We start from the raw sequence: 20,597 nt of genomic DNA, 5'->3' as shown, positions 1-20,597 counted from the left end.
GAGGAGCCGGCCAGCGGCCGGCACTACCTATTCGGCGGTGGCTGTATCGCCCTGCAAGCGCAGGGTTGCCATCACGCCCAGGCGCAGGCCGGGCAGGTCGCCATCGGCCGGCAGCAGGATCGGTTGCTGGCGGATGCCGCCGAAATGCTTGACCTGGAACAGCACGTCCAGGCCATGGCCGGTGGCTCCACCGCCACTGGCCGCTGGCGGTTCCGGGCGGCCGCCAGGATTGCGCCGGGCCGGCTGGAAGCCGGGCGTGCTGCGCACCAGTTCCACGGTGGAGGCCGAGAAGTCGCCGGCGATCAGGCTCGGCATGCCCTCGGCGGTGGCGCCGATCCAGGTCATCAGGTCGTTGGTCTGGTGCTGGCGCGCGGTGGCCTCGTCCGGCTCCGGGCGCAGCCGCGCCACGTAGATGTTGACCAGCGCCTGGCCAAGCTTCAGCCGCATCATGCCGGCCGCGCTGAACGTCCCGGGTGGATGCAGCAGGGTGACGCCGTCCTCGCTGACCGGCAGCCGGGTCAGCATGGCATTGCCATGCCGCAGCGGCTGGCTGGGCGGATCGGCGGTGACGAAGTCGCAGCTGTAGCGCAGCCGGCTGGCCAGCCAGCAGGCCGGGTTGCGGCCCTGCTGCTGCAGCACCTGCTGCACCGAGATCACGTCCGGTTGCAGGTCGGTCAACAGTTGTGCGACCTGCTCGCGGCGCTGCTTCCATTGCGCATCGTCGCGGCTGGGCAGTTCCAGTGCGGCCACGGTCAGTTGCCGGGGCTCGCCCTCGCTGCTGGCCGAGGCCGGTGCCTGCGGTCGCGCCTGGGCCTGCAACGCCGGCAACAGCAGCAGGCAGCTGAGCAGGAGTCGGGCGTAGGCGAGGGGGCGCATAACGATAAGTTTACGCTTTTGTCGTGCAGGTGCCGTGACTTCCGGCACAGCCAGGAGCGCCTGCCATGGATTGGCACCGTTGTCATGCAGCCCTGCAGCGTGCTTCGCAAGGCCTGGTTCCGGTAACCTTGCGCCTTTCGCTTTGCAGGAATGCCTTACAGGATGAGCCACGACGCAGTTGCCCCCATCGCCGGCCAGGGAAGGATGCCGCGCCAGATTCCGTACATCATCGGCAATGAGGCCTGCGAACGGTTCAGTTTCTACGGGATGCGCAACATCCTGGTGCAGTTCCTGATCACCTCGCTGCTGCTGCAGGAAATCACTGCGGAAGGCCGTGCCGGTGAAGCCAAGGACATCATGCACAGCTTCATGATCGGCGTGTATTTCTTCCCGCTGCTCGGTGGCTGGCTGGCCGACAGGTTCTTCGGCAAGTACCACACCATCCTCTGGTTCAGCCTGGTCTACTGCGCCGGCCACCTGTGCCTGGCGCTGTTCGAGAACAGCCGCGAGGGCTTCTTCCTTGGCCTGGGCCTGATCGCGCTCGGTGCCGGCGGCATCAAGCCGCTGGTGGCATCGTTCATGGGTGACCAGTTCGACCAGAGCAACAAGCACCTGGCAAAGCTCGTCTTCGACGCCTTCTACTGGATCATCAACTTCGGCTCGCTGTTCGCCTCGCTGCTGATCCCGCTGGTGCTGAAGAACTGGGGCCCGCAGTGGGCGTTCGGCATCCCGGGCATCCTGATGTTCGTGGCCACCTTCGTGTTCTGGCTGGGCCGCAAGCGCTACGTGCTGGTGCCGCTGCCGCCGAAGGACCCGCATTCGTTCGCCAACGTGGTGCGTACCGCGCTGACCGCGCGCGTTGCCGGGCAGGGCCGTCCGGGCCTGGTGATCGCCGCGCTCGGCCTGGTGCTGGCCGTGGCCTCGTTCGGACTGGTCGGCTCGCTGGGCATCGTCATCTGCCTGTGCCTTGCGCTGGTCGCCATCCTGGCCGGCATCGGCGGCGGCACCTGGCTGCAGCTGGACCGTGCCCGCGGCCAGCATCCGGCCGAAGCCGTGGAAGGCGTGCGCTCGGTGCTGCGCGTGCTGGTGATCTTCGCGCTGACCACGCCGTTCTTCTCGCTGTTCGACCAGAAGGCCTCGACGTGGGTCCTGCAGGGCCAGCAGATGCAGATGCCGAGCTGGTTCACCGCCTCGCAGATGCAGGCATTGAACCCGCTGCTGGTGATGATCCTGATTCCCTTCAACAACCTGGTGCTGTACCCGGCGCTGCGCCGCTTCGGCTTCGAGCCGACCGCGCTGCGCCGCATGACCGCCGGTATCGCCTTCAGCGGCCTGGCCTGGATCGTCATCGGTGGCATCCAGGTGGTGATGGACGGCGGCAATGCCATGTCGATCTTCTGGCAGATCCTGCCATACGCACTGCTGACCTTCGGTGAGGTACTGGTCTCGGCCACCGGCCTGGAGTTCGCCTACAGCCAGGCGCCGCAGGCGATGAAGGGCGTGGTGATGAGCTTCTGGAACCTGACCACCACCATCGGCAACCTGTGGGTGCTGCTGTCCAACGCGGCGGTGCGCAACGACACGGTGACCCACCAGATCGCCGGGACCGGCCTGAGCGAGGCGGCGTTCCTGATGTTCTTCTTCGCCGGCTTCGCCTTCATCGCGGCGTTGGCCTTCGGTTGGTACGCGAAACGCTATCGTATGGTCGACAACTACCGTAGCGCCTGAGCCTGACATGACCCCCGTCAATCTGCTGTTGATCGCCATCACCGCCATCCTTTCGTGGATGGCGTTCAACAACCGCAAGCTGGCCGACCGCCTGATCCTGTGGCCGCCCGCCGTGGACCGCCATCGCCAGTACGACCGGCTGGTGACCTATGGCTTCATCCACGCCGACTGGTCGCACCTGATCTTCAACATGATCACCCTGTTCTTCTTCGGGGGATTCATCGAGAGCGTGATGGTGGAGCTGACCGGCAGCTACCTGACCTATCCGGCGTTCTATATCGGCGCGCTGCTGGTCTCGATCCTGCCCAGCTACCTGAAGAACCAGAAGAACCCGAACTACCTCAGCCTCGGTGCATCCGGGGCGGTGTCGGCGGTGCTGTTCGCCTTCATCCTGATCAAGCCGTGGTCGATCATCCTGGTGTTCTTCATCCCGGCGCCGGCCATCATCTACGCCGCGTTCTACGTCGGCTACAGCATCTGGATGGACAAGCGCGGTGGTGATCGCATCAACCACAGCGCACACCTGGCCGGTGCGGCGTTTGGCGTGATCTTCATGCTGGCCATGCAGCCGAGCATCTTCAACCACTTCCTGCGTGAACTCTCCAACCCGACCTTCCGCCTCGGCGGCGGTTGAGGGTGGGAACGGGGGCGGATCGGCAGCGATCCGCCCCGGCCGGTTCAGGCCGTGGTCTGCTGCCCGTAGGTGTCCAGCAGGCGGGCGAACACTTCCTCGCCGATGCGCTGGAAATCCTGGTCTTCGGTCTGCCCTTCCACTGCCAGCTGCAGCAGGCCCTCCAGCAGGGCACGGTCGGTATCGGAATGGGGATCGCTGGGGTGCATCGGGGCCTCCGCGGTGATGCGCATGGTCTACGGTCGCAAGGGCCGTGCCAGCCTGGCCGTACCCCTCCACAGGCGATAGCGGCCGCCCGCCCTCCAGCTTGAGGGTCGAAAACTGACGTGAATGGACCGCACTTGCCCCTGTTCAGGCTTCACGCGATCATGGCGCCCGGCTGCGCACCATCCACGCAGTCGCCGCAGGAGACAGTTCCATGGCTTCGGTCACGCCCCCCGGTCTGGCCTACGAGGTCGAACACGACCTGGCCAGCCATCGCTTCACCGCCCGTGTCCGAGGACAACTGGCGGTGCTTGATTACCAGATCAAGCGCAGGCGCATGGTCATCACCCACACCGAAGTGCCCGAGCCGATTGCCGGCCGCGGCATTGCCGGTGAGCTGACCCGCGTCGCGCTGCGTTTCGCCCGCGAGCAGAAATACAAGGTGGTGCCGGCGTGTTCGTATGCCGAGGCCTTCCTGCAGCGGCACGAGGAGTATCACGACCTGCTCGTCGGCTGATGCCGGCGGGCCACGCTTCAGCCATGGCAGGCGATGATGTACAAACATGAACAGGGGATCCCGATGAAGATTGGAAACAACCGGCCATTGCGCGGCAGCGTGCTGGCCGGCGTGGTGGGCGTGCTGTTGCTGGCCGGTTGCCAGCGTGAGAGCGAGCCGGCACCGGCGACCGACGCGGCCCCCGCCGCCGAGGCCCCGGTCGCGGGCGAGACACCCGCCACGGAAGCGCCGCTGGATCTGCGCGACGTGATCGAGAACAACGAGCGCGAAGTGGTGGGCATCAGCTACCCGGCCGGCATCGACCGTTATCCGGGCCTGGCACGCGCGCTGCAGGACTATGCGACCAGCGCCCGCAGCGACCTGCAGCAGGCACTGGACGGGCTCGGCAACGACAAGCCGACCATGCCCTACGAGCTGTCGCTGAGCTTCGAGAAGCTGCTGGAGACCCCGCAGCTGGTGGTGGTCAGTGCCGATGGCAGCCGCTATACCGGAGGCGCCCACGGTGAGCCACTGGTGGCACGCTTCGTGTGGCTGCCGCAGCACCAGCAGATGCTCAGCGCCGAAAAGCTGGTGGCCGATGCCAAGGGCTGGAAGGCGATCAGCGATTTCGTCGCCGACCAGCTGCGCGAGCGCGTGGCCACCCGCCTCAGCGGCGAGGACATGGACCCGGCCCAGCTGCAGGAATCGCTGCGCAACGCATCGCGCATGATTGCCGACGGTACCGGCCCGCAGGCCGACAATTTCAGCCAGTTCCAGCCGCTGACCGACGACAAGGGGCAGATCACCGCGCTGCGCTTTGTTTTCCCGCCCTACCAGGTGGGTCCATACTCGGACGGCACGCAGACCGCCGATGTACCGGCGGCGGTGCTGTTGCCGCACGTGGCCAAGGACTACGTGGAGCTGTTCGCACGCGGTTGACCGCAGTCGAGGAGGTGGCGTGGATACAGGGTTGCAGGAGCGGGTCGCCGGCCTGCTGCAGGAAGCCGGGGTCCGCATCGGCGGCACCCAGCCACAGGACATCCAGGTGCATGATCCGCGCTTCTTCGCGCGGGTCATGGCGCACGGCTCGCTCGGCCTCGGCGAGAGCTACATGGACGGCTGGTGGGATGCCAACGTCCTGGACGACTTCCTCGTCCATCTGATGCAGGCGCACCTGGACGAACGGGTGCATGGCTGGCGCGAAGTGGCCGATGCGCTGAAGGCGCGCCTGTTCAACCTGCAGGCCGGGCAGGGCAGCTACGAGGTCGGCCGCCGCCATTACGACCTCGGCAATGACCTGTACCAGGCCATGCTCGGAACGCGCCTGGTCTACAGCTGCGGCTACTGGCGCACTGCCGATGATCTTGACGCCGCGCAGGAGGCCAAGCTCGACCTGGTCTGCCGCAAGCTGGGCCTGCGTCCGGGCCAGCGCGTGCTGGACATCGGCTGCGGTTGGGGCGAGGCACTGAAGTTCGCTGCCGAGCGCTACGGTGTCAGCGGCGTCGGCGTGACCATCTCCAGGGAGCAGGCCGAGTTCGCCCGTGAGTTGTGCGCCGGGCTGCCGATCGAAATCCGCCTGCAGGACTACCGCGAACTGGACGAGCCGTTCGATGCGATCTTCTCGATCGGCATGTTCGAGCACGTCGGTGACAAGAACTATTCCAGTTTCTTCGAGGTGGCCAGGCGCTGCCTGTCGCCACGCGGGTTGCTGTTGCTGCATACCATCGGCACCAACATCTCGCGGCATCGAACCGATCCATGGATCGCGCGCTACATCTTCCCGAACTCGATGCTGCCGTCGGCGGTGCAGATCAGCAAGGCATTCGAAGGACGCTTCGTGCTGGAGGACTGGCACAACTTCGGCACCGATTACGACCTGACCCTGCAGGCGTGGCGGCGCAACGTGGAAGCGGCCTGGCCGCGACTGGATGCGCGCTATGACGAGCACTTCCGGCGCATGTGGCGTTTCTATCTGGCCGGGTCGATGGCGACTTTCCGCTGTCGGCACGCGCAGCTGTGGCAGCTGGTGCTGTCGCCGGAAGGCGTGCCGGGCGGGTACGTCGCGCCGCGATGACTGCCAGTAGATCCACGCCAGGCGTGTATGGACGATGCCGGGGTTCATGGCCCGGAAGGATCGTGCCGACCAACGATCGGCCCCCACCCGTAGATCCATGCCATGCGTGGATGGCGCATGAAAAAACCGCCCGGTCTCCCGGGCGGTTTTCGTTTCACGCTAGCGCACGGGCGATCAGTTGCCGGCGCCGGTCAGGCCACGCTTTTCCAGCAGCGGTTCGATCTGCGGCTCGTGGCCGGCGAAATCGCGGAACAGCTGCATCGCGTCGACACTGCCGCCCTTGGACAGCAGCGTGGCGCGGAAGTGGTCGCCGTTCTTGCGGCTGAGGCCGCCGTTGTCCTTGAACCACTTCTGGGTGTTGGCATCGAGCACTTCCGACCAGATGTAGGCGTAGTAGCCGGCCGAGTAGCCACCCATGATGTGGCTGAAGTACGGGGTCTTGTAGCGCGGCGGAACCGGCGCGTAGTAGATGCCGTCCTTCTCCAGCGCAGCGCGCTCGAAGGCCATCACGTCCTTGGCGGCCGGCACCTGGTCGGCGCCGATCTGGTGCCAGCGCTGGTCAAGCATTGCCGCACCCAGGTACTCGGTGGTGGCAAAGCCCTGGTTGAACTTGGCCGCAGCCAGCACCTTGTCCAGCAGTGCCTGCGGCATCGCCGAACCGTTCTGGTAGTGCTTGGCGTAGTTCTTCAGGATGGCCGGGTTGTCCGACCACATCTCGTTGACCTGCGAGGGGAACTCGACGAAGTCGCGCGGTACCGAGGTGCCCGAGAAGTACGGGTACTTCACGTTGGAGAACATGCCGTGCAGCGCGTGGCCGAACTCGTGGAAGGTGGTGTTCACCTCATCCCAGGTCAGCAGGGTCGGCTGGCCGGCCGGCGGCTTCGGGATGTTCAGGTGGTTGGCCACCACCGGCTTGAAACCGGTCAGCTTGGACTGCGAAACGTAGGAGTTCATCCACGCACCGCCACGCTTGGAGGCGCGCGCATACGGATCGAAGATGAAGATCGCCAGCTGGCTGCCATCGGCGTCGAACACGTCGTAGACGGTCACGTCATCGTGGTAGACCGGCAGGTCGGTACGCTGCTTGAAGGTCAGGCCGAATTCCTGGCCGGCAGCATAGAACACGCCGTTTTCCAGCACGTTCTTCATTTCGAAGTACGGCTTCAGCTGCGATTCGTCGAAGTTGTACTTGGCCTGGCGCACCTTCTCGCTGTAGAAGGCCCAGTCCCACGGTTCGAGGGCGAAGGTCTTCTTGCCGGCGGCCTTCTGTTCCTGGTCGATCATCGCCTGCAGGTCGGCCGCTTCGCGCTTGGCGTTGGCCACGGCAGCCGGGGCCAGCTTGCCCAGCATCGCGTTGACCGCTTCGGGGGTCTTGGCGGTCTGGTTGGTCAGGTTGTAAGCGGCGAAGTTCGCAAAGCCCATCAGCTTGGCCTTGTCGGCACGCAGCTGCATGATGCGCGAGACCAGTGCGGTGTTGTCGAACTCGCCACCGCGGCTGCCACGGCTGACCGAGGCTTCGTAGATCTTCTGGCGCAGGGCGCGGTTGGCCAGGTTGGTCAGCGGCGGCTGGCCGGTGGTGTTGAGCAGGGTGATCACGTACTTGCCTTCCAGGCCACGGGCCTTGGCGGCTTCGGCGGCGGCAGCGATCTGCTCCTTGGACAGGCCGGCCAGCTCCTTGACGTCGTCGACGGTGATCGCCGAAGCGTTCACTTCCGACTGCACGTTCTGGCTGAACTTGGTGCCCAGGTTGGCCAGCTCGGCGTTCATCTCCTTCAGCGTGGCCTTGTCGGCCTCGGACAGCTTGGCGCCGGCACGCACGTAGTTGTCGTAGTACTTCTCGACCAGGCGCACGCCTTCGGCGTCCAGGCCCAGCTGGCTGCGGGTGTCATACAGTGCCTGGATGCGCGCGAACAGCTTGCCGTTCAGCGCGATCGCATCGCTGTGCGCGGCGAACTTGGCCGAGTAGTCGGCCTGCAGCTTCTTGCGGGTGTCGTTGGTGTCGGCGCCGACCAGGCTGAAGAACACGGTGGTCGCGCGGTCGAGGATGTCACCGCTCTTTTCCAGGGCGATGATGGTGTTGTCGAAGGTCGGCTTGGCCTTGTTGTTGGCGATCGCCTCCACTTCCTTCAGCTGCTGCGCCATGCCGGCGTCGAAGGCCGGGGCGAAGTCGCTGTCCTTGATCCTGTCGAACTGCGGGAAGTGCAGCGGCAGCGGGCTATCGGCGAAGAACGGATTGGCCTGCTGGGCGGTGGTGCTGGCGGCCGCGGTGGCGGCGCCGGCCGAGTAAGCGGGCAGGGCAAGGCCGAGGGTCATGGCCACGGCAAGGGCAAGGCGAGTGGTCAAGGTAATAGCTCCGGTAAGGCAAACAAGGGCCCGAGGGTAACCCGGCCGGCCGCACCCGCACTTGTGTCAAAAGGCATGTTGCCGGGGCCGCGCGCGGGTACCATGCAATCACCGCCACGGCCCGCCGTCATGACCACCACCTACGATTTCAGCTTCCGTGACCTCGATGGCCAGCCGCAGGCGCTGGCGCAGTTCCAGGGCCGTCCGCTGCTGCTGGTCAACGTCGCCAGCCGTTGCGGTTTCACCCCGCAGTACACCGGGCTGGAGCAGCTGTGGCAGGACTACCGCGAGCGCGGCCTGGTGGTGATCGGCTTTCCGTGCAACCAGTTCGGCGCGCAGGAGCCGGGTGATGCCGCGCAGATCCGCCAGTTCTGTTCGCTGGACTATCCGGTCAGCTTCCCCTTGTCGGAGAAGATCGAGGTCAACGGCAGCGGCGCCGATCCCCTGTGGGCATGGCTGTCACGCGAGAAGCGCGGCCTGCTGGGCATTGCCCGCATCAAATGGAACTTCAGCAAGTTCCTGGTCGATCGCAAGGGAAGGGTGGTGTCGCGGCATGCTCCGACCACCACGCCGGAGCAGCTGCGCAGCGCAATCGAAGCACTGCTGTGAAGGGTGGTAGTGCCGGCCGCTGGCCGGCAATCCCGTAGCGCACGGAGAGCCGGCCAGCGGCCGGCACCACCGTTACAGATTATTTCTCGACGAAGGCGCGTTCGAATACGTAGTGGCCCGGTTGGCCGATACGCGGCGAAACCTGGAAGCCACGGGCATCGAGCACGCTGCGCAGGTCGGCCAGCATCTGCGGGCTGCCGCAGATCATCGCGCGGTCGTTCTCCGGGCTCAGTTCCGGCAGGCCGAAGGTGCGCTGCATCTCGCCGCTTTCCATCAGCGAGGTAAGGCGGCCCTGGTTGGCGAACGGCTCGCGGGTGACGGCCGGGTAGTACAGCAGCTTGTCGCCGATCATCTCGCCCAGGAACTCGTGCTCACGCAGTTCCTTCTCGAAATAATCGCGGTAGGCCAGATCCTTTTCGTAGCGCACGCCATGGCACAGGATCACCTTCTCGAAGCGCTCGTAGGTCTCCGGGTCCTTGATCACCGACAGCCACGGTGCCATGCCGGTGCCGGTGCCCAGCAGGTACAGGTTCTTGCCGGGGTGCAGGTCGCTGATCAGCAGGGTGCCGGTAGGCTTCTTGCCGACCAGCACCTTGTCGCCCGGCTTGATGTGCTGCAGACGCGAGGTCAGCGGGCCGTCCTGCACCTTGATGCTGAAGAACTCCAGGTGCTCTTCCCAGTTGGCGCTGGCGATGGAATAGGCGCGCAGCAGCGGCCGCGCCTCGGTTTCCAGGCCGATCATCACGAACTGGCCGTTCTCGAAGCGGAAACCGCTGTCGCGGGTGAGGGTGAAGCTGAAGTAGGCATCGGTCCAGTGACGGACCTCAAGCACCGTTTCGGCGCCAAAAGCGGAGGACATGGGCGTATCTATCGGAAGTCGTCGGGGGTGATTCTATCTCAAATGAGACAGGTTCTCATTAGGCGGAACGAGAGGCGTTCTCAGCGGTAGCCGGCCGCCTGCAGCTCGAACAGCTCGGCATAGCGGCCGCCCTGCGCCATCAGCTGCTCGTGGGTGCCGCTGGCCTCGATCCGGCCGTCGGCCAGCACCAGGATGCGATCGGCCATGCGTACCGAGGAGAAACGGTGGGAAATCAGCACGGCAGTGCGATTATCCGCCAGTTCCCTGAACCGCTGGAACACTTCGAACTCGCTGCGTGCGTCCAGCGCTGCCGTTGGCTCATCCAGGATCATCACCTGCGCATTGCGCATCCACGCGCGGGCAATGGCGATCTTCTGCCATTGGCCACCGGACAGGTCCACACCCTGCTTGAAGCGGCGGCCGATCAGCTGGTCGTAGCCGCCGGGCAGTTCCTCGATCACTTCCTCGGCCATGCCACGGCGCGCGGCGTCGGCGATGCGTGCCCGATCGTCCATGGCCTCGACCTGGCCGACGCCGATGTTCTCGCCGGCGCTGAGGTTGTAGCGCACGAAGTCCTGGAAGATCACCCCGAGATTGGCGCGCAGGTCGTCCAGGTCGTAGTCGCGCAGGTCGCGGCCATCGAGCAGGATGCGGCCCTCGTCCGGTTCGTACAGCCGCGCCAGCAGCTTGACCAGGGTGGTCTTGCCGGCGCCGTTCTCGCCGACCAGGGCCAGTACCTCGCCAGCCTGCAGCTGGAAATCCAGGTGGCGTACCGCCCATTGCTCGGCATCCGGGTAGCGGAAGCCGACGTTCTCGAACACGAACCCCTGGCGGATCGGCTGCGGCACGCGCACTGCGCCTTCGCGCGAGTGGATCTCCGGCTGGATCTGGAAGAACGAGAACAGGTCATCCAGGTACAGCGCCTGGCTGGCTACCTGCGAGAACCCGATCAGCAGGCCTTCCAGCAGCTGGCGCAGGCGCAGGAAGCTGCCGGCGAGGAAGGTCAGGTCGCCGATGGAGAAGTCGCCACGCACCGTGCGCCAGGCGATGTAGGCGTAGGCGGTGTAGTAGCCCAGCGTGCCCAGTGCGGCCAGCAGCGTGCCCCAGAACGCGCGGCGCCGGGCGAGCGCCCGGTTGGCCTGGAACAGCGCCACCGACAGGCGCCGATAGCGTTCCACCAGGAAGCGGTGCAGGTTGTAGATCTTCACTTCCTTGGCCGTTTCCACACTGGCCCCAAGCTGGCGCAGGTAGTCGAGCTGGCGGCGCTCGGGCGTCCATTGGAAGTTCAAGCTGTAGCCGGCCGCGTTGAAGTGCGATTCGCCGATGAAGGCCGGCACCAGCGCCAGCGCCAGCAGCAGGATCAGCCACGGCGCGTAGACCAACAGGCCGATGGCCAGGCTGGCCACGGTGATCGCATCCTGCACCTGGCCGAACAGCTGGCTCATCAGATTCATCCGGCCCATGGTCTGGCGCCGCGCGCGGTCCAGCTTGTCCTGCAGATCCGGGTCCTCGAAGTCCTCCAGGTCCAGGGTCGCGGCGTGTTCCATCAGCCGGATGCTGGTGACGTTGGCGAACAGTTCCGACAGCAGGGCATCGGCATAGCTGACCAGGCGGCCGAGCAGGTCCGAGGCGATGGCCAGGCCGAATTCCAGTGCCAGCAGGCCCAGCAGTGGGTTGAGCATGCCGCTGGCCAGCGCCTCGCCCAGCGGTGGGAAGCCGGCATCGTGCTGGCTCAGGTGCAGGGCGCTGTCGATGATCAGCTTGCCGACATACAGCATCGCCACCGGCAGCAGTGCACGGATCAGGCGCAGGCCGAGGCTGGCCAGCGTGAGCGCGGGGCTGGTCTGCCAGACCATGCGCAGGAACGGTGGCAGGTTGCGCATCGCCTTGAAGCGCTGTCGCAGGCTGGGTTTCTTCGCGGCGGCGGCGCCAGCGGTGGGGGTGGCAGGCATGCGCGTATTGTGCGCGCCTGATGCGTGCAGAGGGGGTCAGTGCAGCCGTGTGGCCGCGCCGGGGTCAGAACCCTTTGCGTCGCAAAGGGCTCTGACCCTCCCGCATCCACGCATGATGTGGATTTACCGTGTCGACCAAGGTCGACACCTACCAACAGCAGCAGGAAATCTGTCGAAGGCGGGGTGGGTCAGGTCGCAGGGGCGTGAGCCGCATGGATGCGGCGACCGAGCTTACATGGACGTACTTGCAGCGGCCCCTGTGGCCTGATCCACCCCGTCATTCCTCGGGAAACCAGCTTTTGACGCTGCTCTGGCTGTTGCCTCTGCCGGTGCCGGGCGCAGCCCGGCCAGCAGAACTCCCTGTTACGGCAGCGGCGGCAGCAGACCCGCGCCCAGCCGGTTCCAGGCATTGATCACCGCGATCCCCATGCTCAGGTCGCTGATGCCCTTCTCATCGAAGTGCGGTGCCAGCGCATCGAACGCCGCCTGCGATGGCGCCCCATCGGTCAACCGGGTCAGCGCCTCGGCCCAGCCCAGCGCGGCACGCTCGCGGGCATCGAAGAAGCGGCTTTCGTGCCACGCCGGCAGGGTATCGAGCTTGCGCGGCTCGATGCCGCCCTTGCGCAGCGCAGTGCCGTGCATGTCCATGCAGTAGCCGCAGCCGTTGAGCTGCGACACGCGCAGGAACAGCAGTTCCATCAGGGTCGGATCGATCGAGCTTTCATGCACCGCCTTGCTGGTGGCCAGCAGGCCCTTGAAGGCTTCGGCGGCCAGGCGGGTGTAAGGGACGCGGGGAGAGGCGTGGTCGGACATCGTGGGCTCCATGGCGGCCACGATGGCCGCCTTTCATTACAAGGACGCCGCGGCGTCCCCGTGCGTGACAACCCCTGGCAGCTTTTCCGGATTCAGCACGCTGTACACCTGGGCGATGCGGCCGTCGACCACTTCGATGGTGGTGACCGAATGCAGGCGGTCACCGATGAAGCGCAGGATCGCCGGTTCGCCGTTGACGTAGCCCAGCCGTGCCGGATGTGCCGCGCCGCGGCGGGCGATGGCCCAGAACAGGCGGCCGATGCGTTCGGCGCCCAGCAGCGGGCGCACCGCTGCGGTGACCACGCCGCCGCCGTCGGAAACCAGCAGTGCGTTGGCGTGCAGCAGGGCCTGGATCGCCTCGCTGTCGCCGCGCTGGGAGGCGTCCATGAAGCGCGCCAGCAGCTGCCGGTGCTGGCTGGGGTCGGCATTGAAGCGCGGTCGCCCGGCCTGCAGGCGTTGCCTCGCGCGGTGCACCAGCTGCCGGCAGTTGGCCTCGCTGTGGCCGATCAGGTCGGCGATCTCGCGGTAATCGTGATCGAAGGCCTCCTTCAGCAGGAACGCAGCGCGCTCCTCGGGGCCGAGCTGCTCGAGCAGGGTCAGGAAGGCCACCGAAACATCATCGGCAAACGCACGCAGCTGGGCCGGGCCGGGCGCCGGGTCCGGCTCCAGCGTGACCGCCAGCGGTTCAGCCAGCCACGGCCCGACGTAGTGCACGCGCTCGCGCTTGGCCGCGCGCAGCCGGTCCAGGCCGAGCCGGGTGGTGGCGGTGACCAGCCAGGCCTCGGCGTCGCGGACGCTGGCCGGGTCGGCGCCCGACCAGCGCAGCCAGGCGTCCTGGACCACATCCTCGGCGTCGGCGCGGCTGCCGAGCAGGCGGTAGGCCAGGGCCATCAGGCGCGGACGGTGGGTCTGGAAGGCGGTTTCGGCGTTCATATGGGCAAGGACGCCGCGGCGGTCAGGGACGTGACACGAATGTACAACGGCACCCCCGGTGGCAGAGGGGGTAAAATGGGCGGATTACCCCCGCCAGCCTCCAGCAAGCGAGCAAGTCGTGACATCGATCAAGCAGGAAGACCTCATCCAGTCCATCGCCGACGCGCTGCAGTACATCTCGTACTACCACCCGGTCGACTACATCAAGAACCTTGCCGCCGCCTACGAGCGCGAGGAGTCGCCGGCCGCGAAGGAGGCGATGGCCCAGATCCTGATCAATTCGCGGATGTGCGCCGAAGGCCACCGTCCGATCTGCCAGGACACCGGTATCGTCACCGTGTTCCTGGAAATCGGCATGGACGTGCGCTGGGACGACGCCACCATGGGCGTGGAAGACATGGCCAATGAAGGCGTGCGCCGCGCCTACATGCACCCGGACAACAAGCTGCGCGCCTCGGTGCTGGCTGATCCGGCCGGCAAGCGCATCAACACCAAGGACAACACCCCGGGCGTGGTCAACGTCAAGGTGGTGCCGGGCAACACGGTCGACGTGATCGTCGCCGCCAAGGGCGGTGGTTCGGAAGCCAAGACCAAGTTCGCCATGCTCAACCCGTCCGACTCCATCGTCGACTGGGTGCTGAAGACCGTGCCGACCATGGGCGCCGGCTGGTGCCCGCCGGGCATGCTGGGCATCGGCATCGGTGGCACCGCTGAAAAGGCGATGCTGCTGGCCAAGGAAGCACTGATGGAGCCGATCGACATCACCGAGCTGCAGGCCCGGGGTGCGTCCAACCGCATCGAAGAGCTGCGCCTGGAGCTGTACGAGAAGGTCAACGCGCTGGGCATCGGCGCACAGGGCCTGGGTGGCCTGACCACCGTGCTCGACATCAAGATCAACGATTACCCGACCCACGCGGCCAACCTGCCGGTGGCGATGATCCCGAACTGCGCGGCCACCCGCCATGCGCACTTCACCCTGGACGGCAGCGGCCCGGTGATGCTGGACCCGCCGTCGCTGGAAGACTGGCCGAAGCTGACTTATGACGCGTCCAAGGGCACCCGCGTGGACCTGGACACGATCACGCCGGAAGACGTGGCCAGCTGGAAGCCGGGCCAGACCCTGCTGCTCAACGGCAAGCTGCTGACCGGCCGCGACGCCGCGCACAAGCGCATGGTCGACATGCTCAACAAGGGCGAGCAGCTGCCGGTCGACCTGAAGGGCCGCTTCATCTACTACGTCGGTCCGGTCGATCCGGTGCGCGACGAAGTGGTAGGCCCGGCCGGCCCGACCACCGCCACCCGCATGGACAAGTTCACCCGCCAGGTGCTGGAGCAGACCGGCCTGCTGGGCATGGTCGGCAAGGCCGAGCGCGGCCCGGCCGCGATCGAAGCGATCCGTGACAACAAGTCGGCCTACCTGATGGCCGTCGGTGGTTCGGCCTACCTGGTGTCCAAGGCGATCAAGGCGGCCAAGGTGGTCGGCTTCGCCGACCTGGGCATGGAAGCGATCTACGAGTTCACCGTGCAGGACATGCCGGTGACCGTCGCCGTCGATTCCACCGGCGAGTCGGTGCACAAGACCGGCCCGCGCGAGTGGCAGGCCCGCATCGGCAAGATTCCGGTGGTGGTGGAGTAAGCCTCCCGTTCCAGTCTGGACAACGGCGCCCTTGTGGCGCCGTTGTTGCATGCAGCCTGCCCGTGGATGGCCTGCTCTGTTAACGTGCTGTCTGATGCATTGGAAGGGAGTCCATCGTGCTGCAGTGTTCGCGTGTTTTCGTCTTGCTGATCGCTGCGCTGGCGTGCAGTGCCTGTGGTCCGCGTTACTTCGTCGAGCCGCCAACCCATGAAGCTGGGAGGATCTGCGCGTCGGTCTGCGAGAGCCAGAAGGCAACGTGCGACTTCCACAACCGCGCCCGTGCCGAGTCGGACCAGCGGAGCTGCGAAAGCGAGAAGAGCCGGGTCATCAGCCGTTGCAGTGGTATCGCCGACGACAAGCAGCGGCACAACTGCGAAGGGGGCAACGGTGCCGGCAACTACTGCGGTTCCCCGGCACTTCCTTCATGCAATGCTCCGTACGCCCAGTGCCTGCTCTCCTGTGGCGGCACCGTGAATGAAGTCCGCACCGACACCGGTGTTCCCGTGTACTGAGCGGGGCGCGCATCGATGCCTGCACGAGCAACCGTGGTCTGCCAGGGTCGGCCTGCCCCTGCACTGGATGTGCCCATGCGCCTGCATCGATCCGTAGCGGCTGTGTTCCTGCTGGTCCTGGCCGGCTGCAGCACAGCGCCATCCTATGAAGGTGCGGATTTCTCCGCCTCCGCGCAGTGCCGCATGCAGTGCCAGGCCAGCTATCGCAGTTGCATGGCGCAGGACAGGACCGGCAACAGTGCGTTCAGCTGCGAACAGCAGGTGGTACCCGCGCCGGACAAGCGCTGCAAGGACGTCGCCAACCCTGAACTGCGCCGTGCCTGCGAGCTGAAGGCGCACGACTGTACGATGCGCGCGCCGATGATGTCCTGTGGTGAACAGCGGGATACCTGCATGAGCAGCTGCGGCTGAGCAACGGCCCGCGCAGGGGCGCATAATCGGCCGATCCAACCGCACAGGATCCGCCGCATGGGCACCACGCTGTATGGTTCGACCAGTACCGCCGCGCTGGTCGTGCACTGGCTGTTGATCGAGCTGGGCATCGAGCACGAACTGGTGCTGCTGGATTTCGACGCGCGCGAGCACAAGGCGGCGGACTACCTGGCGCTGAATCCGGCCGGTGTGGTGCCGACGCTGATGATTGATGGCCTGATACTGACCGAGGCGGCGGCGATCGCGCTGTACCTGGCTGACCGCCATCCGGACGCCGGCCTGCTGCCTGCGGTGGGTACGCCCCAGCGCGGCGACGCCTACCGCTGGATGTTCTGGTGCGCCAATACGCTGCAGCCGGCCTATCGGGCCTGGTTCTATCCGCACGAAGTGGCCGGCGAGGCCCATGTGCGGGCCAGCCGCGAGATGGCACGGCTGCGCCTGGAAGCGGCCTGGCAGCAGGTGGCCACGCACCTGCAGGGGCACGGTCCCTATCTGTTGGGGGCAACGCCTTGCGTGGTCGACTACATGCTGGTGATGCTGATGCGCTGGTCGCGCAACATGCCCACGCCCAGTGACACCTGGCCGACGCTCAAGGCGCACGCCACCTCGATGAAGACGCGTCCGGCGTTCGCCGAAGTCTATCGCCGCGAAGGCATCACCGACTGGCTGTAACCGAAAAAGGGGACGGAGGGAATTAAGTCGCTTGTGCACAAACGACTTAATTCCCTCCGTCCCCTTTTTCGGGTTACAGGATCTGCAGCACCGTTTCCGGAGGGCGGCACAGCCGCGTGCCCTTGGGCGTGCGCACCACCGGCCGGTTGATCAACCGCGGGTGCTCGGCCATTGCAGCGAGCAGGGTGGCATCGTCGGCTTGTTCCAGGCCGAGTTCGGCGAACTGCGCTTCCTTGCTGCGCACCAGTTCACGCGCGCTCAATCCGGAATCGGCCAGCACCTCGCGCAGCGCGGCCACATCGGGCGGATTGCCCAGGTACTCGACCACCACCGGGTCGAAGCCGGCATCGCGGATCAGCTTCAATGCGCCGCGTGAATTACTGCAGGCCGGGTTGTGCCAGATCGTCACGTCCATCAGAACCACTCCAGCAGGGACACGCCCACGCCGACATAGGTGGCCTTGTGGTTGTAGTCGATCAGGCTTTCGCCGTAGCCATCGAAGATCTGCACATGACCGCGCAGCAGGTTGCTGATCGGGAAGCCGTAATCCAGCTGCAGCGCGCCATGCGAGCGGCTGCCGGTGCGCAGCGAATGGCGCGCCATCAGCGCGACCTCGTGGCCGTTGCGGTTCCAGATCAGGGTCGCGTCGCCGCGGCCCATGTAGTCCTCGATGTCCGGGTTGTTGTCGTCGCTGCGGGTCTCCGGAATGCGGTACCACGGGCGCAGCACCAGTGCCCAGTTCTCGCGGTCCAGGCCGATGTTCAGCATCACCCGGTTCCAGCTGCGTGACAGCGGATCGGCGCGGCCGTTGGACTGGTGGTTCAGCGCGATGCCGGTCATGCGCCCGCGCCAGCCACCGATCGAATAGCCGTTGCGGAACACCATCATCACTTCGGGTTCGTAGTTGGTTTCGCGGAACGGGCGCGAATCCTCGCCGTTGTACGCCTGCCAGCGCGAGCTCTGGGTATAGCCGGCCCAGATGTCGCCGTTGTCGCCGAACAGGTTCTCGGCAACCTTGGTCTTGAAGCTGATCTGGAACTTCAGTTCGGCACTGTCCAGCACCTGCGGCGTGGTGACCGTGTTGGCCGGGTTCGGCGAATGCGGCGTGGTGTTGCGGTCGCTGGTCCAGAACGCGGGCAGCAGGTACACCGGCTTGTAGGCCCGCAGCTGGAACGGGCCGAGCTTGGAGTCTTCGGCCAGCTCCCAGCGGCTGTCCAGCAGCGAGCCGCGGCCGGCGTTGGCCAGCGCACTGTCCGCTGCCGCCGGGCGGAACAGGTCGCTCACGCGTTCGCGCAGTTTCTCCTCGCCCTGGCTCACCCGCGCGGTCTGCCGCTCTTCGCGGCGCGCCTGCGCGGCGGCCTCTGCGGCAGCATCGGCAGCCGCGGTGGCCTGCGGGGTATGCGCGAACAGGCGGTCATAGCAGGCCAGGCGGGCCGCATCGGTGGTGATGGCCGCGCAGGCAGCGGGCGAGGTGTCGGTGCTGGGCACGAACTCCTGCGCCGCCAGCGGTGCACTGGCCAGGGCCAGCGCCAGCGGCGCAAGGCGGGGAAGCAGCGGGGGGAGGGTCATTCCAACAGGCCCTTCGGTGAATACGGGGATCGCACAGTGTGGCGGCTGCACCGGATCGCGGCCAGCCCCAACGATTTATGCACGGCCACCGCGTGCGCAGGGCGTGAAGGCAGCGCCGTCACAGGAACCAGGCGAAGGCGAACAGGCCCAGCATGGCGATCACCACCGCCAGCTTCAGCGCCAGGCCGAGCAGGATGCCGAGCCAGGTGGCGAGGCCGACTCTGGTCGAGCGTCCCAGCTCGCGGGTGTGCCAGTACTCGCCAAGCAGGGCACCGACCAGCGGCCCGGCGAACAGGCCGATGGGCATGAAGAACAGGCCGACGATGCTGCCGACGAAAGTGCCCCAGAGCGCCTTTCGGCTGGCCCCGACCCGCTGCGCACCGACCACGGTGGCCAGCACGTCCACCAGCAGCGAGAGCAGGGTCAGCACGCCCAGTACGACCAGGGTCGGCCAGCCGACATGGACGAAGCCATCAGCCCAGGCCGCCAGCAGCAGTCCGATGAACACCAGCGGGATGCCGGGAAGGGCTGGAAGGATGATTCCGGCGATGCCGACAAGGACAAAAATGACCGCTAGCAGATATAAGATGAATGAGAGTCCCATGCTGTCCCGTATGGTGGTCGATTTGGGGTTGACAGTGAAAGATTTTGCCAGTTGCTTTTTCGTTTTGGGCGGGTTAAGTTGCAGTCGCTGAGCTTGGCAAGGTCACCGTGGATCGTGGCCTGATGAAGCAAGATCTTCCCGATCCGCTGCATCGATGCACCTCGCTTCCCCCTTGCTTGTCAGCCGCCCAACAGGCGTTTCCAACAACAAGAGAGAGTCACCAGGGAGTTAGTGAGATGTCTGATCGCGAGACCGGTACCGTCAAGTGGTTCAACGATGCAAAGGGCTTCGGCTTCATCAGCCGTGAAAACGGCGAAGACGTGTTCGTGCACTTCCGCGCCATCCAGACCCAGGGCTTCAAGAGCCTGAAGGAAGGCCAGAAGGTCACCTTCACCGTCGTGCAGGGCCAGAAGGGCCTGCAGGCCGACGCCGTGCAGCCGACCTGATCGCGCTGTACAACGTCACATGAAAAAGGCCCGCGCAAGCGGGCCTTTTTCCTTGCCATCGGCCCGGGGCAGGTCAGCGCAGGATGACCTTGCCGTTGACCACGCGCACGTAGGTGTTCTCGCGGATGCCGCCGAGGTCACGCTGGTTGACCACGATAGTGCGGCCATCGTCCATGCGCACGCTGATGTCGTAGGTGTCGCTGGTGACGTTCTTCTGGATCTGGTTGCCGGCCAGCGCGCCACCCACTGCGCCTGCGGCAGCCGCGATGTTCTTGTTGCCGCGGCTGCCACCGGTGTGGTCGGAGATTTCGTGGCCGGCCACGGCACCGACGATGCCGCCGAGGATCGCGCCGGTGGCGCTGGGCGCGGTGCGGCCGGACTGCACGGTGTTGATGCGGGTGACGATGCCGCAGTCGGCGCAGCGGCCCTGGTTGTAGCCGCCGTTGTTGCCATAGCCGCCATTGTTGTAGCCATTGTTGTAACCACCGCCGCCGTAGCCGGGCGAGGTGGCACAGCCAGCCAGGGCGAGGGTAGCGATGGCGCTGGCGGCGATGAGCTGGATCTTCATGGGGCGTCTCCTGGCCGTGAAGGCGGGTGCGTTGGGTGGTACTGCGTCATGCAGCAGGGTGGACGAATCGTCCCCTTTCGAACGTGAACAAGGCGCCAACCGCGCGTGCATTGCCCGGCTGCAGGATGAATGCGCTCAGCGGAAGTCCTGGTGGCAGGCGCGGCAATCGGCCTGCAGCGTATCCACCACCCGGGCCAGGGCCGTGCAGTCGCTGGCCGGCGCAGCCAGCGCCGCGTTGAGATTGCCGCGCAGCCGGCTGGCGTGCTGCTGGAACTGCGCACTGTCCTTCAGCCCGGGAAAAGCCAGGTCCAGATCGTTGGACAGCAGGCGAATGGCCTGCAGCCGCGGCACGCTGTCGGCCAGGCTGCAGCGGTTCTGCTGCTGGGCCTGCTGCAGCAGCTGCGACTGCCGCTGCATGACCTGCATCAGGCTGTTCGGGAACGGGTCGCGGCGGGCCTGCAGGGCGCGTCCGACCATCACCGTTGCGATCAGGCCGATCAGCAGGCCCAGGCACAGTACGAACAGGTAGCGATGGGCGGTGCTCAGGCGACGGGGCGGGCTGGCGTTCATGGCGGGCTCTCCGGGCGTGCAACGGTGGGTTCGATGCCGGCGCGCTGCAGGCGCCGGCACCTGCACGTTA

At 66.1% G+C, this 20,597-nt stretch carries 23 protein-coding genes; 11 read left to right on the top strand and 12 right to left on the bottom strand.

The features are described from left to right. Positions 1-27 precede the first annotated feature (27 nt). Positions 28-876, bottom strand: coding sequence for an endonuclease/exonuclease/phosphatase family protein (locus VN11_RS14590; RefSeq protein ID WP_053450274.1), 849 nt, complete (start codon positions 874-876; stop codon positions 28-30). Between the two features lie 162 nt (positions 877-1,038). Between VN11_RS14590 and VN11_RS14585 the strand changes: the two genes are divergently transcribed. Further along, complete coding sequence (locus tag VN11_RS14585; protein ID WP_008267858.1) at positions 1,039-2,604, top strand: oligopeptide:H+ symporter; 1,566 nt, start codon at positions 1,039-1,041, stop codon at positions 2,602-2,604. 7 nt (positions 2,605-2,611) lie between these two features. Continuing rightward, complete coding sequence (locus VN11_RS14580) at positions 2,612-3,238, top strand: rhomboid family intramembrane serine protease (RefSeq protein WP_049458513.1); 627 nt, start codon at positions 2,612-2,614, stop codon at positions 3,236-3,238. 44 nt (positions 3,239-3,282) lie between these two features. On the opposite strand, the gene VN11_RS22575 is transcribed toward VN11_RS14580, so the two are convergent. After that, positions 3,283-3,444 carry a hypothetical protein gene (locus VN11_RS22575; RefSeq protein WP_166671555.1) on the bottom strand — a complete coding sequence of 54 codons (162 nt, stop codon included), beginning with the start codon at positions 3,442-3,444 and terminating at the stop codon, positions 3,283-3,285. Between the two features lie 209 nt (positions 3,445-3,653). Here VN11_RS22575 and VN11_RS14570 point away from each other — a divergent pair, with 209 nt between their 5' ends. Genes VN11_RS14570 through cfa form a run of 3 tightly spaced genes read left to right on the top strand, consistent with a single transcriptional unit; the run spans position 3,654 to position 6,009 of the window. Then, positions 3,654-3,956, top strand: a complete 303-nt coding sequence (locus VN11_RS14570; protein ID WP_006377679.1) for a GNAT family N-acetyltransferase — start codon at positions 3,654-3,656, stop codon at positions 3,954-3,956. A 36-nt stretch (positions 3,957-3,992) separates the two neighbouring features. After that, positions 3,993-4,874, top strand: a complete 882-nt coding sequence (locus tag VN11_RS14565; protein ID WP_053450273.1) for a DUF3298 and DUF4163 domain-containing protein — start codon at positions 3,993-3,995, stop codon at positions 4,872-4,874. A gap of 19 nt (positions 4,875-4,893) precedes the next feature. Further along, positions 4,894-6,009, top strand: a complete 1,116-nt coding sequence (gene cfa, locus VN11_RS14560; protein ID WP_053450272.1) for a cyclopropane fatty acyl phospholipid synthase — start codon at positions 4,894-4,896, stop codon at positions 6,007-6,009. A gap of 174 nt (positions 6,010-6,183) precedes the next feature. On the opposite strand, the gene VN11_RS14555 is transcribed toward cfa, so the two are convergent. Continuing rightward, the gene (locus VN11_RS14555) at positions 6,184-8,352 is read right to left on the bottom strand and encodes a M3 family metallopeptidase (RefSeq protein WP_053450271.1); all 2,169 of its coding nucleotides are present in this window, start codon (positions 8,350-8,352) and stop codon (positions 6,184-6,186) included. A gap of 129 nt (positions 8,353-8,481) precedes the next feature. Between VN11_RS14555 and VN11_RS14550 the strand changes: the two genes are divergently transcribed. Continuing rightward, a complete protein-coding gene (locus VN11_RS14550; RefSeq protein ID WP_053450270.1) occupies positions 8,482-8,961 on the top strand; it encodes a glutathione peroxidase in 480 nt (159 codons plus the stop codon). A gap of 79 nt (positions 8,962-9,040) precedes the next feature. On the opposite strand, the gene VN11_RS14545 is transcribed toward VN11_RS14550, so the two are convergent. From VN11_RS14545 to VN11_RS14530, 4 genes are all read right to left on the bottom strand, one after another. Further along, a complete protein-coding gene (locus tag VN11_RS14545; protein ID WP_053450269.1) occupies positions 9,041-9,820 on the bottom strand; it encodes a ferredoxin--NADP reductase in 780 nt (259 codons plus the stop codon). Between the two features lie 80 nt (positions 9,821-9,900). Continuing rightward, positions 9,901-11,772, bottom strand: a complete 1,872-nt coding sequence (locus VN11_RS14540) for an ABC transporter ATP-binding protein (RefSeq protein ID WP_053450268.1) — start codon at positions 11,770-11,772, stop codon at positions 9,901-9,903. A gap of 363 nt (positions 11,773-12,135) precedes the next feature. Next, on the bottom strand, positions 12,136-12,585 hold the full coding sequence (locus VN11_RS14535; protein WP_014037799.1) for a carboxymuconolactone decarboxylase family protein: 450 nt from the start codon (positions 12,583-12,585) through the stop codon (positions 12,136-12,138). 36 nt (positions 12,586-12,621) lie between these two features. Further along, positions 12,622-13,518, bottom strand: coding sequence for an RNA polymerase sigma-70 factor (locus tag VN11_RS14530; RefSeq protein WP_053450267.1), 897 nt, complete (start codon positions 13,516-13,518; stop codon positions 12,622-12,624). A 118-nt stretch (positions 13,519-13,636) separates the two neighbouring features. On the opposite strand from VN11_RS14530, the gene VN11_RS14525 reads away from it, so the two are divergent. The 4 genes from VN11_RS14525 to VN11_RS14510 all read left to right on the top strand — a co-directional run bounded on the left by VN11_RS14525 (position 13,637) and on the right by VN11_RS14510 (position 16,770). Beyond that, complete coding sequence (locus VN11_RS14525; protein ID WP_008268808.1) at positions 13,637-15,154, top strand: fumarate hydratase; 1,518 nt, start codon at positions 13,637-13,639, stop codon at positions 15,152-15,154. Between the two features lie 116 nt (positions 15,155-15,270). Then, positions 15,271-15,666: a hypothetical protein gene (locus VN11_RS14520; protein ID WP_053450266.1), complete on the top strand. Its 396-nt coding sequence runs from the start codon at positions 15,271-15,273 to the stop codon at positions 15,664-15,666. 75 nt (positions 15,667-15,741) lie between these two features. Beyond that, positions 15,742-16,077 (top strand): hypothetical protein, encoded by a 336-nt coding sequence (locus tag VN11_RS14515; RefSeq protein ID WP_053450265.1) that lies wholly within the window; start codon positions 15,742-15,744, stop codon positions 16,075-16,077. 57 nt (positions 16,078-16,134) lie between these two features. Continuing rightward, positions 16,135-16,770: a glutathione S-transferase family protein gene (locus VN11_RS14510; RefSeq protein WP_053450264.1), complete on the top strand. Its 636-nt coding sequence runs from the start codon at positions 16,135-16,137 to the stop codon at positions 16,768-16,770. Positions 16,771-16,843: 73 nt separating this feature from the next. Here the strand turns inward: VN11_RS14510 and arsC are convergent, their stop codons facing one another. The 3 genes from arsC to VN11_RS14495 form a co-directional block, all read right to left on the bottom strand. After that, complete coding sequence (arsC, locus tag VN11_RS14505) at positions 16,844-17,185, bottom strand: arsenate reductase (glutaredoxin) (RefSeq protein WP_053450263.1); 342 nt, start codon at positions 17,183-17,185, stop codon at positions 16,844-16,846. Then, positions 17,185-18,339 (bottom strand): phospholipase A, encoded by a 1,155-nt coding sequence (locus VN11_RS14500; RefSeq protein ID WP_053450262.1) that lies wholly within the window; start codon positions 18,337-18,339, stop codon positions 17,185-17,187. The genes arsC and VN11_RS14500 overlap by 1 nt, the downstream gene beginning before the upstream one ends. A 118-nt stretch (positions 18,340-18,457) precedes the next feature. Beyond that, the gene (locus VN11_RS14495; protein WP_053450261.1) at positions 18,458-18,943 is read right to left on the bottom strand and encodes a DUF456 domain-containing protein; all 486 of its coding nucleotides are present in this window, start codon (positions 18,941-18,943) and stop codon (positions 18,458-18,460) included. Positions 18,944-19,179: 236 nt separating this feature from the next. Between VN11_RS14495 and VN11_RS14490 the strand changes: the two genes are divergently transcribed. Next, positions 19,180-19,389, top strand: a complete 210-nt coding sequence (locus VN11_RS14490; RefSeq protein ID WP_005410290.1) for a cold-shock protein — start codon at positions 19,180-19,182, stop codon at positions 19,387-19,389. A gap of 73 nt (positions 19,390-19,462) precedes the next feature. Here VN11_RS14490 and VN11_RS14485 read toward each other — a convergent pair whose 3' ends face one another. Both VN11_RS14485 and VN11_RS14480 read right to left on the bottom strand, forming a co-directional pair. Then, complete coding sequence (locus VN11_RS14485) at positions 19,463-19,957, bottom strand: glycine zipper 2TM domain-containing protein (RefSeq protein WP_010486804.1); 495 nt, start codon at positions 19,955-19,957, stop codon at positions 19,463-19,465. Positions 19,958-20,092: 135 nt separating this feature from the next. After that, on the bottom strand, positions 20,093-20,527 hold the full coding sequence (locus tag VN11_RS14480; protein ID WP_053450260.1) for a cytochrome c: 435 nt from the start codon (positions 20,525-20,527) through the stop codon (positions 20,093-20,095). Between the last annotated feature and the right edge of the window lie 70 nt (positions 20,528-20,597).

It is taken from the genome of Stenotrophomonas maltophilia, from assembly GCF_001274595.1.
Classification (GTDB): domain Bacteria; phylum Pseudomonadota; class Gammaproteobacteria; order Xanthomonadales; family Xanthomonadaceae; genus Stenotrophomonas; species Stenotrophomonas forensis.
Note: the sequence above shows the minus strand (reverse complement) of the source record. Positions and strands in the feature narration are given on the sequence as shown.

Coding starts and splice junctions, on each gene's coding strand:
- VN11_RS14535 (WP_014037799.1), bottom strand. CDS start 12,585: ATGTCCGACCACGCCTCTCCCCGCGTCCCTTACACCCGCCTGGCCGCC.
- VN11_RS14495 (WP_053450261.1), bottom strand. CDS start 18,943: ATGGGACTCTCATTCATCTTATATCTGCTAGCGGTCATTTTTGTCCTT.
- VN11_RS14490 (WP_005410290.1), top strand. CDS start 19,180: ATGTCTGATCGCGAGACCGGTACCGTCAAGTGGTTCAACGATGCAAAG.
- VN11_RS14500 (WP_053450262.1), bottom strand. CDS start 18,339: ATGACCCTCCCCCCGCTGCTTCCCCGCCTTGCGCCGCTGGCGCTGGCC.
- VN11_RS14515 (WP_053450265.1), top strand. CDS start 15,742: ATGCGCCTGCATCGATCCGTAGCGGCTGTGTTCCTGCTGGTCCTGGCC.
- VN11_RS14565 (WP_053450273.1), top strand. CDS start 3,993: ATGTACAAACATGAACAGGGGATCCCGATGAAGATTGGAAACAACCGG.
- VN11_RS14590 (WP_053450274.1), bottom strand. CDS start 876: ATGCGCCCCCTCGCCTACGCCCGACTCCTGCTCAGCTGCCTGCTGCTG.
- VN11_RS14570 (WP_006377679.1), top strand. CDS start 3,654: ATGGCTTCGGTCACGCCCCCCGGTCTGGCCTACGAGGTCGAACACGAC.
- VN11_RS14530 (WP_053450267.1), bottom strand. CDS start 13,518: ATGAACGCCGAAACCGCCTTCCAGACCCACCGTCCGCGCCTGATGGCC.
- VN11_RS14585 (WP_008267858.1), top strand. CDS start 1,039: ATGAGCCACGACGCAGTTGCCCCCATCGCCGGCCAGGGAAGGATGCCG.
- VN11_RS14485 (WP_010486804.1), bottom strand. CDS start 19,957: ATGAAGATCCAGCTCATCGCCGCCAGCGCCATCGCTACCCTCGCCCTG.
- VN11_RS14550 (WP_053450270.1), top strand. CDS start 8,482: ATGACCACCACCTACGATTTCAGCTTCCGTGACCTCGATGGCCAGCCG.
- VN11_RS14540 (WP_053450268.1), bottom strand. CDS start 11,772: ATGCCTGCCACCCCCACCGCTGGCGCCGCCGCCGCGAAGAAACCCAGC.
- VN11_RS14580 (WP_049458513.1), top strand. CDS start 2,612: ATGACCCCCGTCAATCTGCTGTTGATCGCCATCACCGCCATCCTTTCG.
- VN11_RS22575 (WP_166671555.1), bottom strand. CDS start 3,444: ATGCACCCCAGCGATCCCCATTCCGATACCGACCGTGCCCTGCTGGAG.
- VN11_RS14510 (WP_053450264.1), top strand. CDS start 16,135: ATGGGCACCACGCTGTATGGTTCGACCAGTACCGCCGCGCTGGTCGTG.
- arsC (WP_053450263.1), bottom strand. CDS start 17,185: ATGGACGTGACGATCTGGCACAACCCGGCCTGCAGTAATTCACGCGGC.
- VN11_RS14480 (WP_053450260.1), bottom strand. CDS start 20,527: ATGAACGCCAGCCCGCCCCGTCGCCTGAGCACCGCCCATCGCTACCTG.
- VN11_RS14545 (WP_053450269.1), bottom strand. CDS start 9,820: ATGTCCTCCGCTTTTGGCGCCGAAACGGTGCTTGAGGTCCGTCACTGG.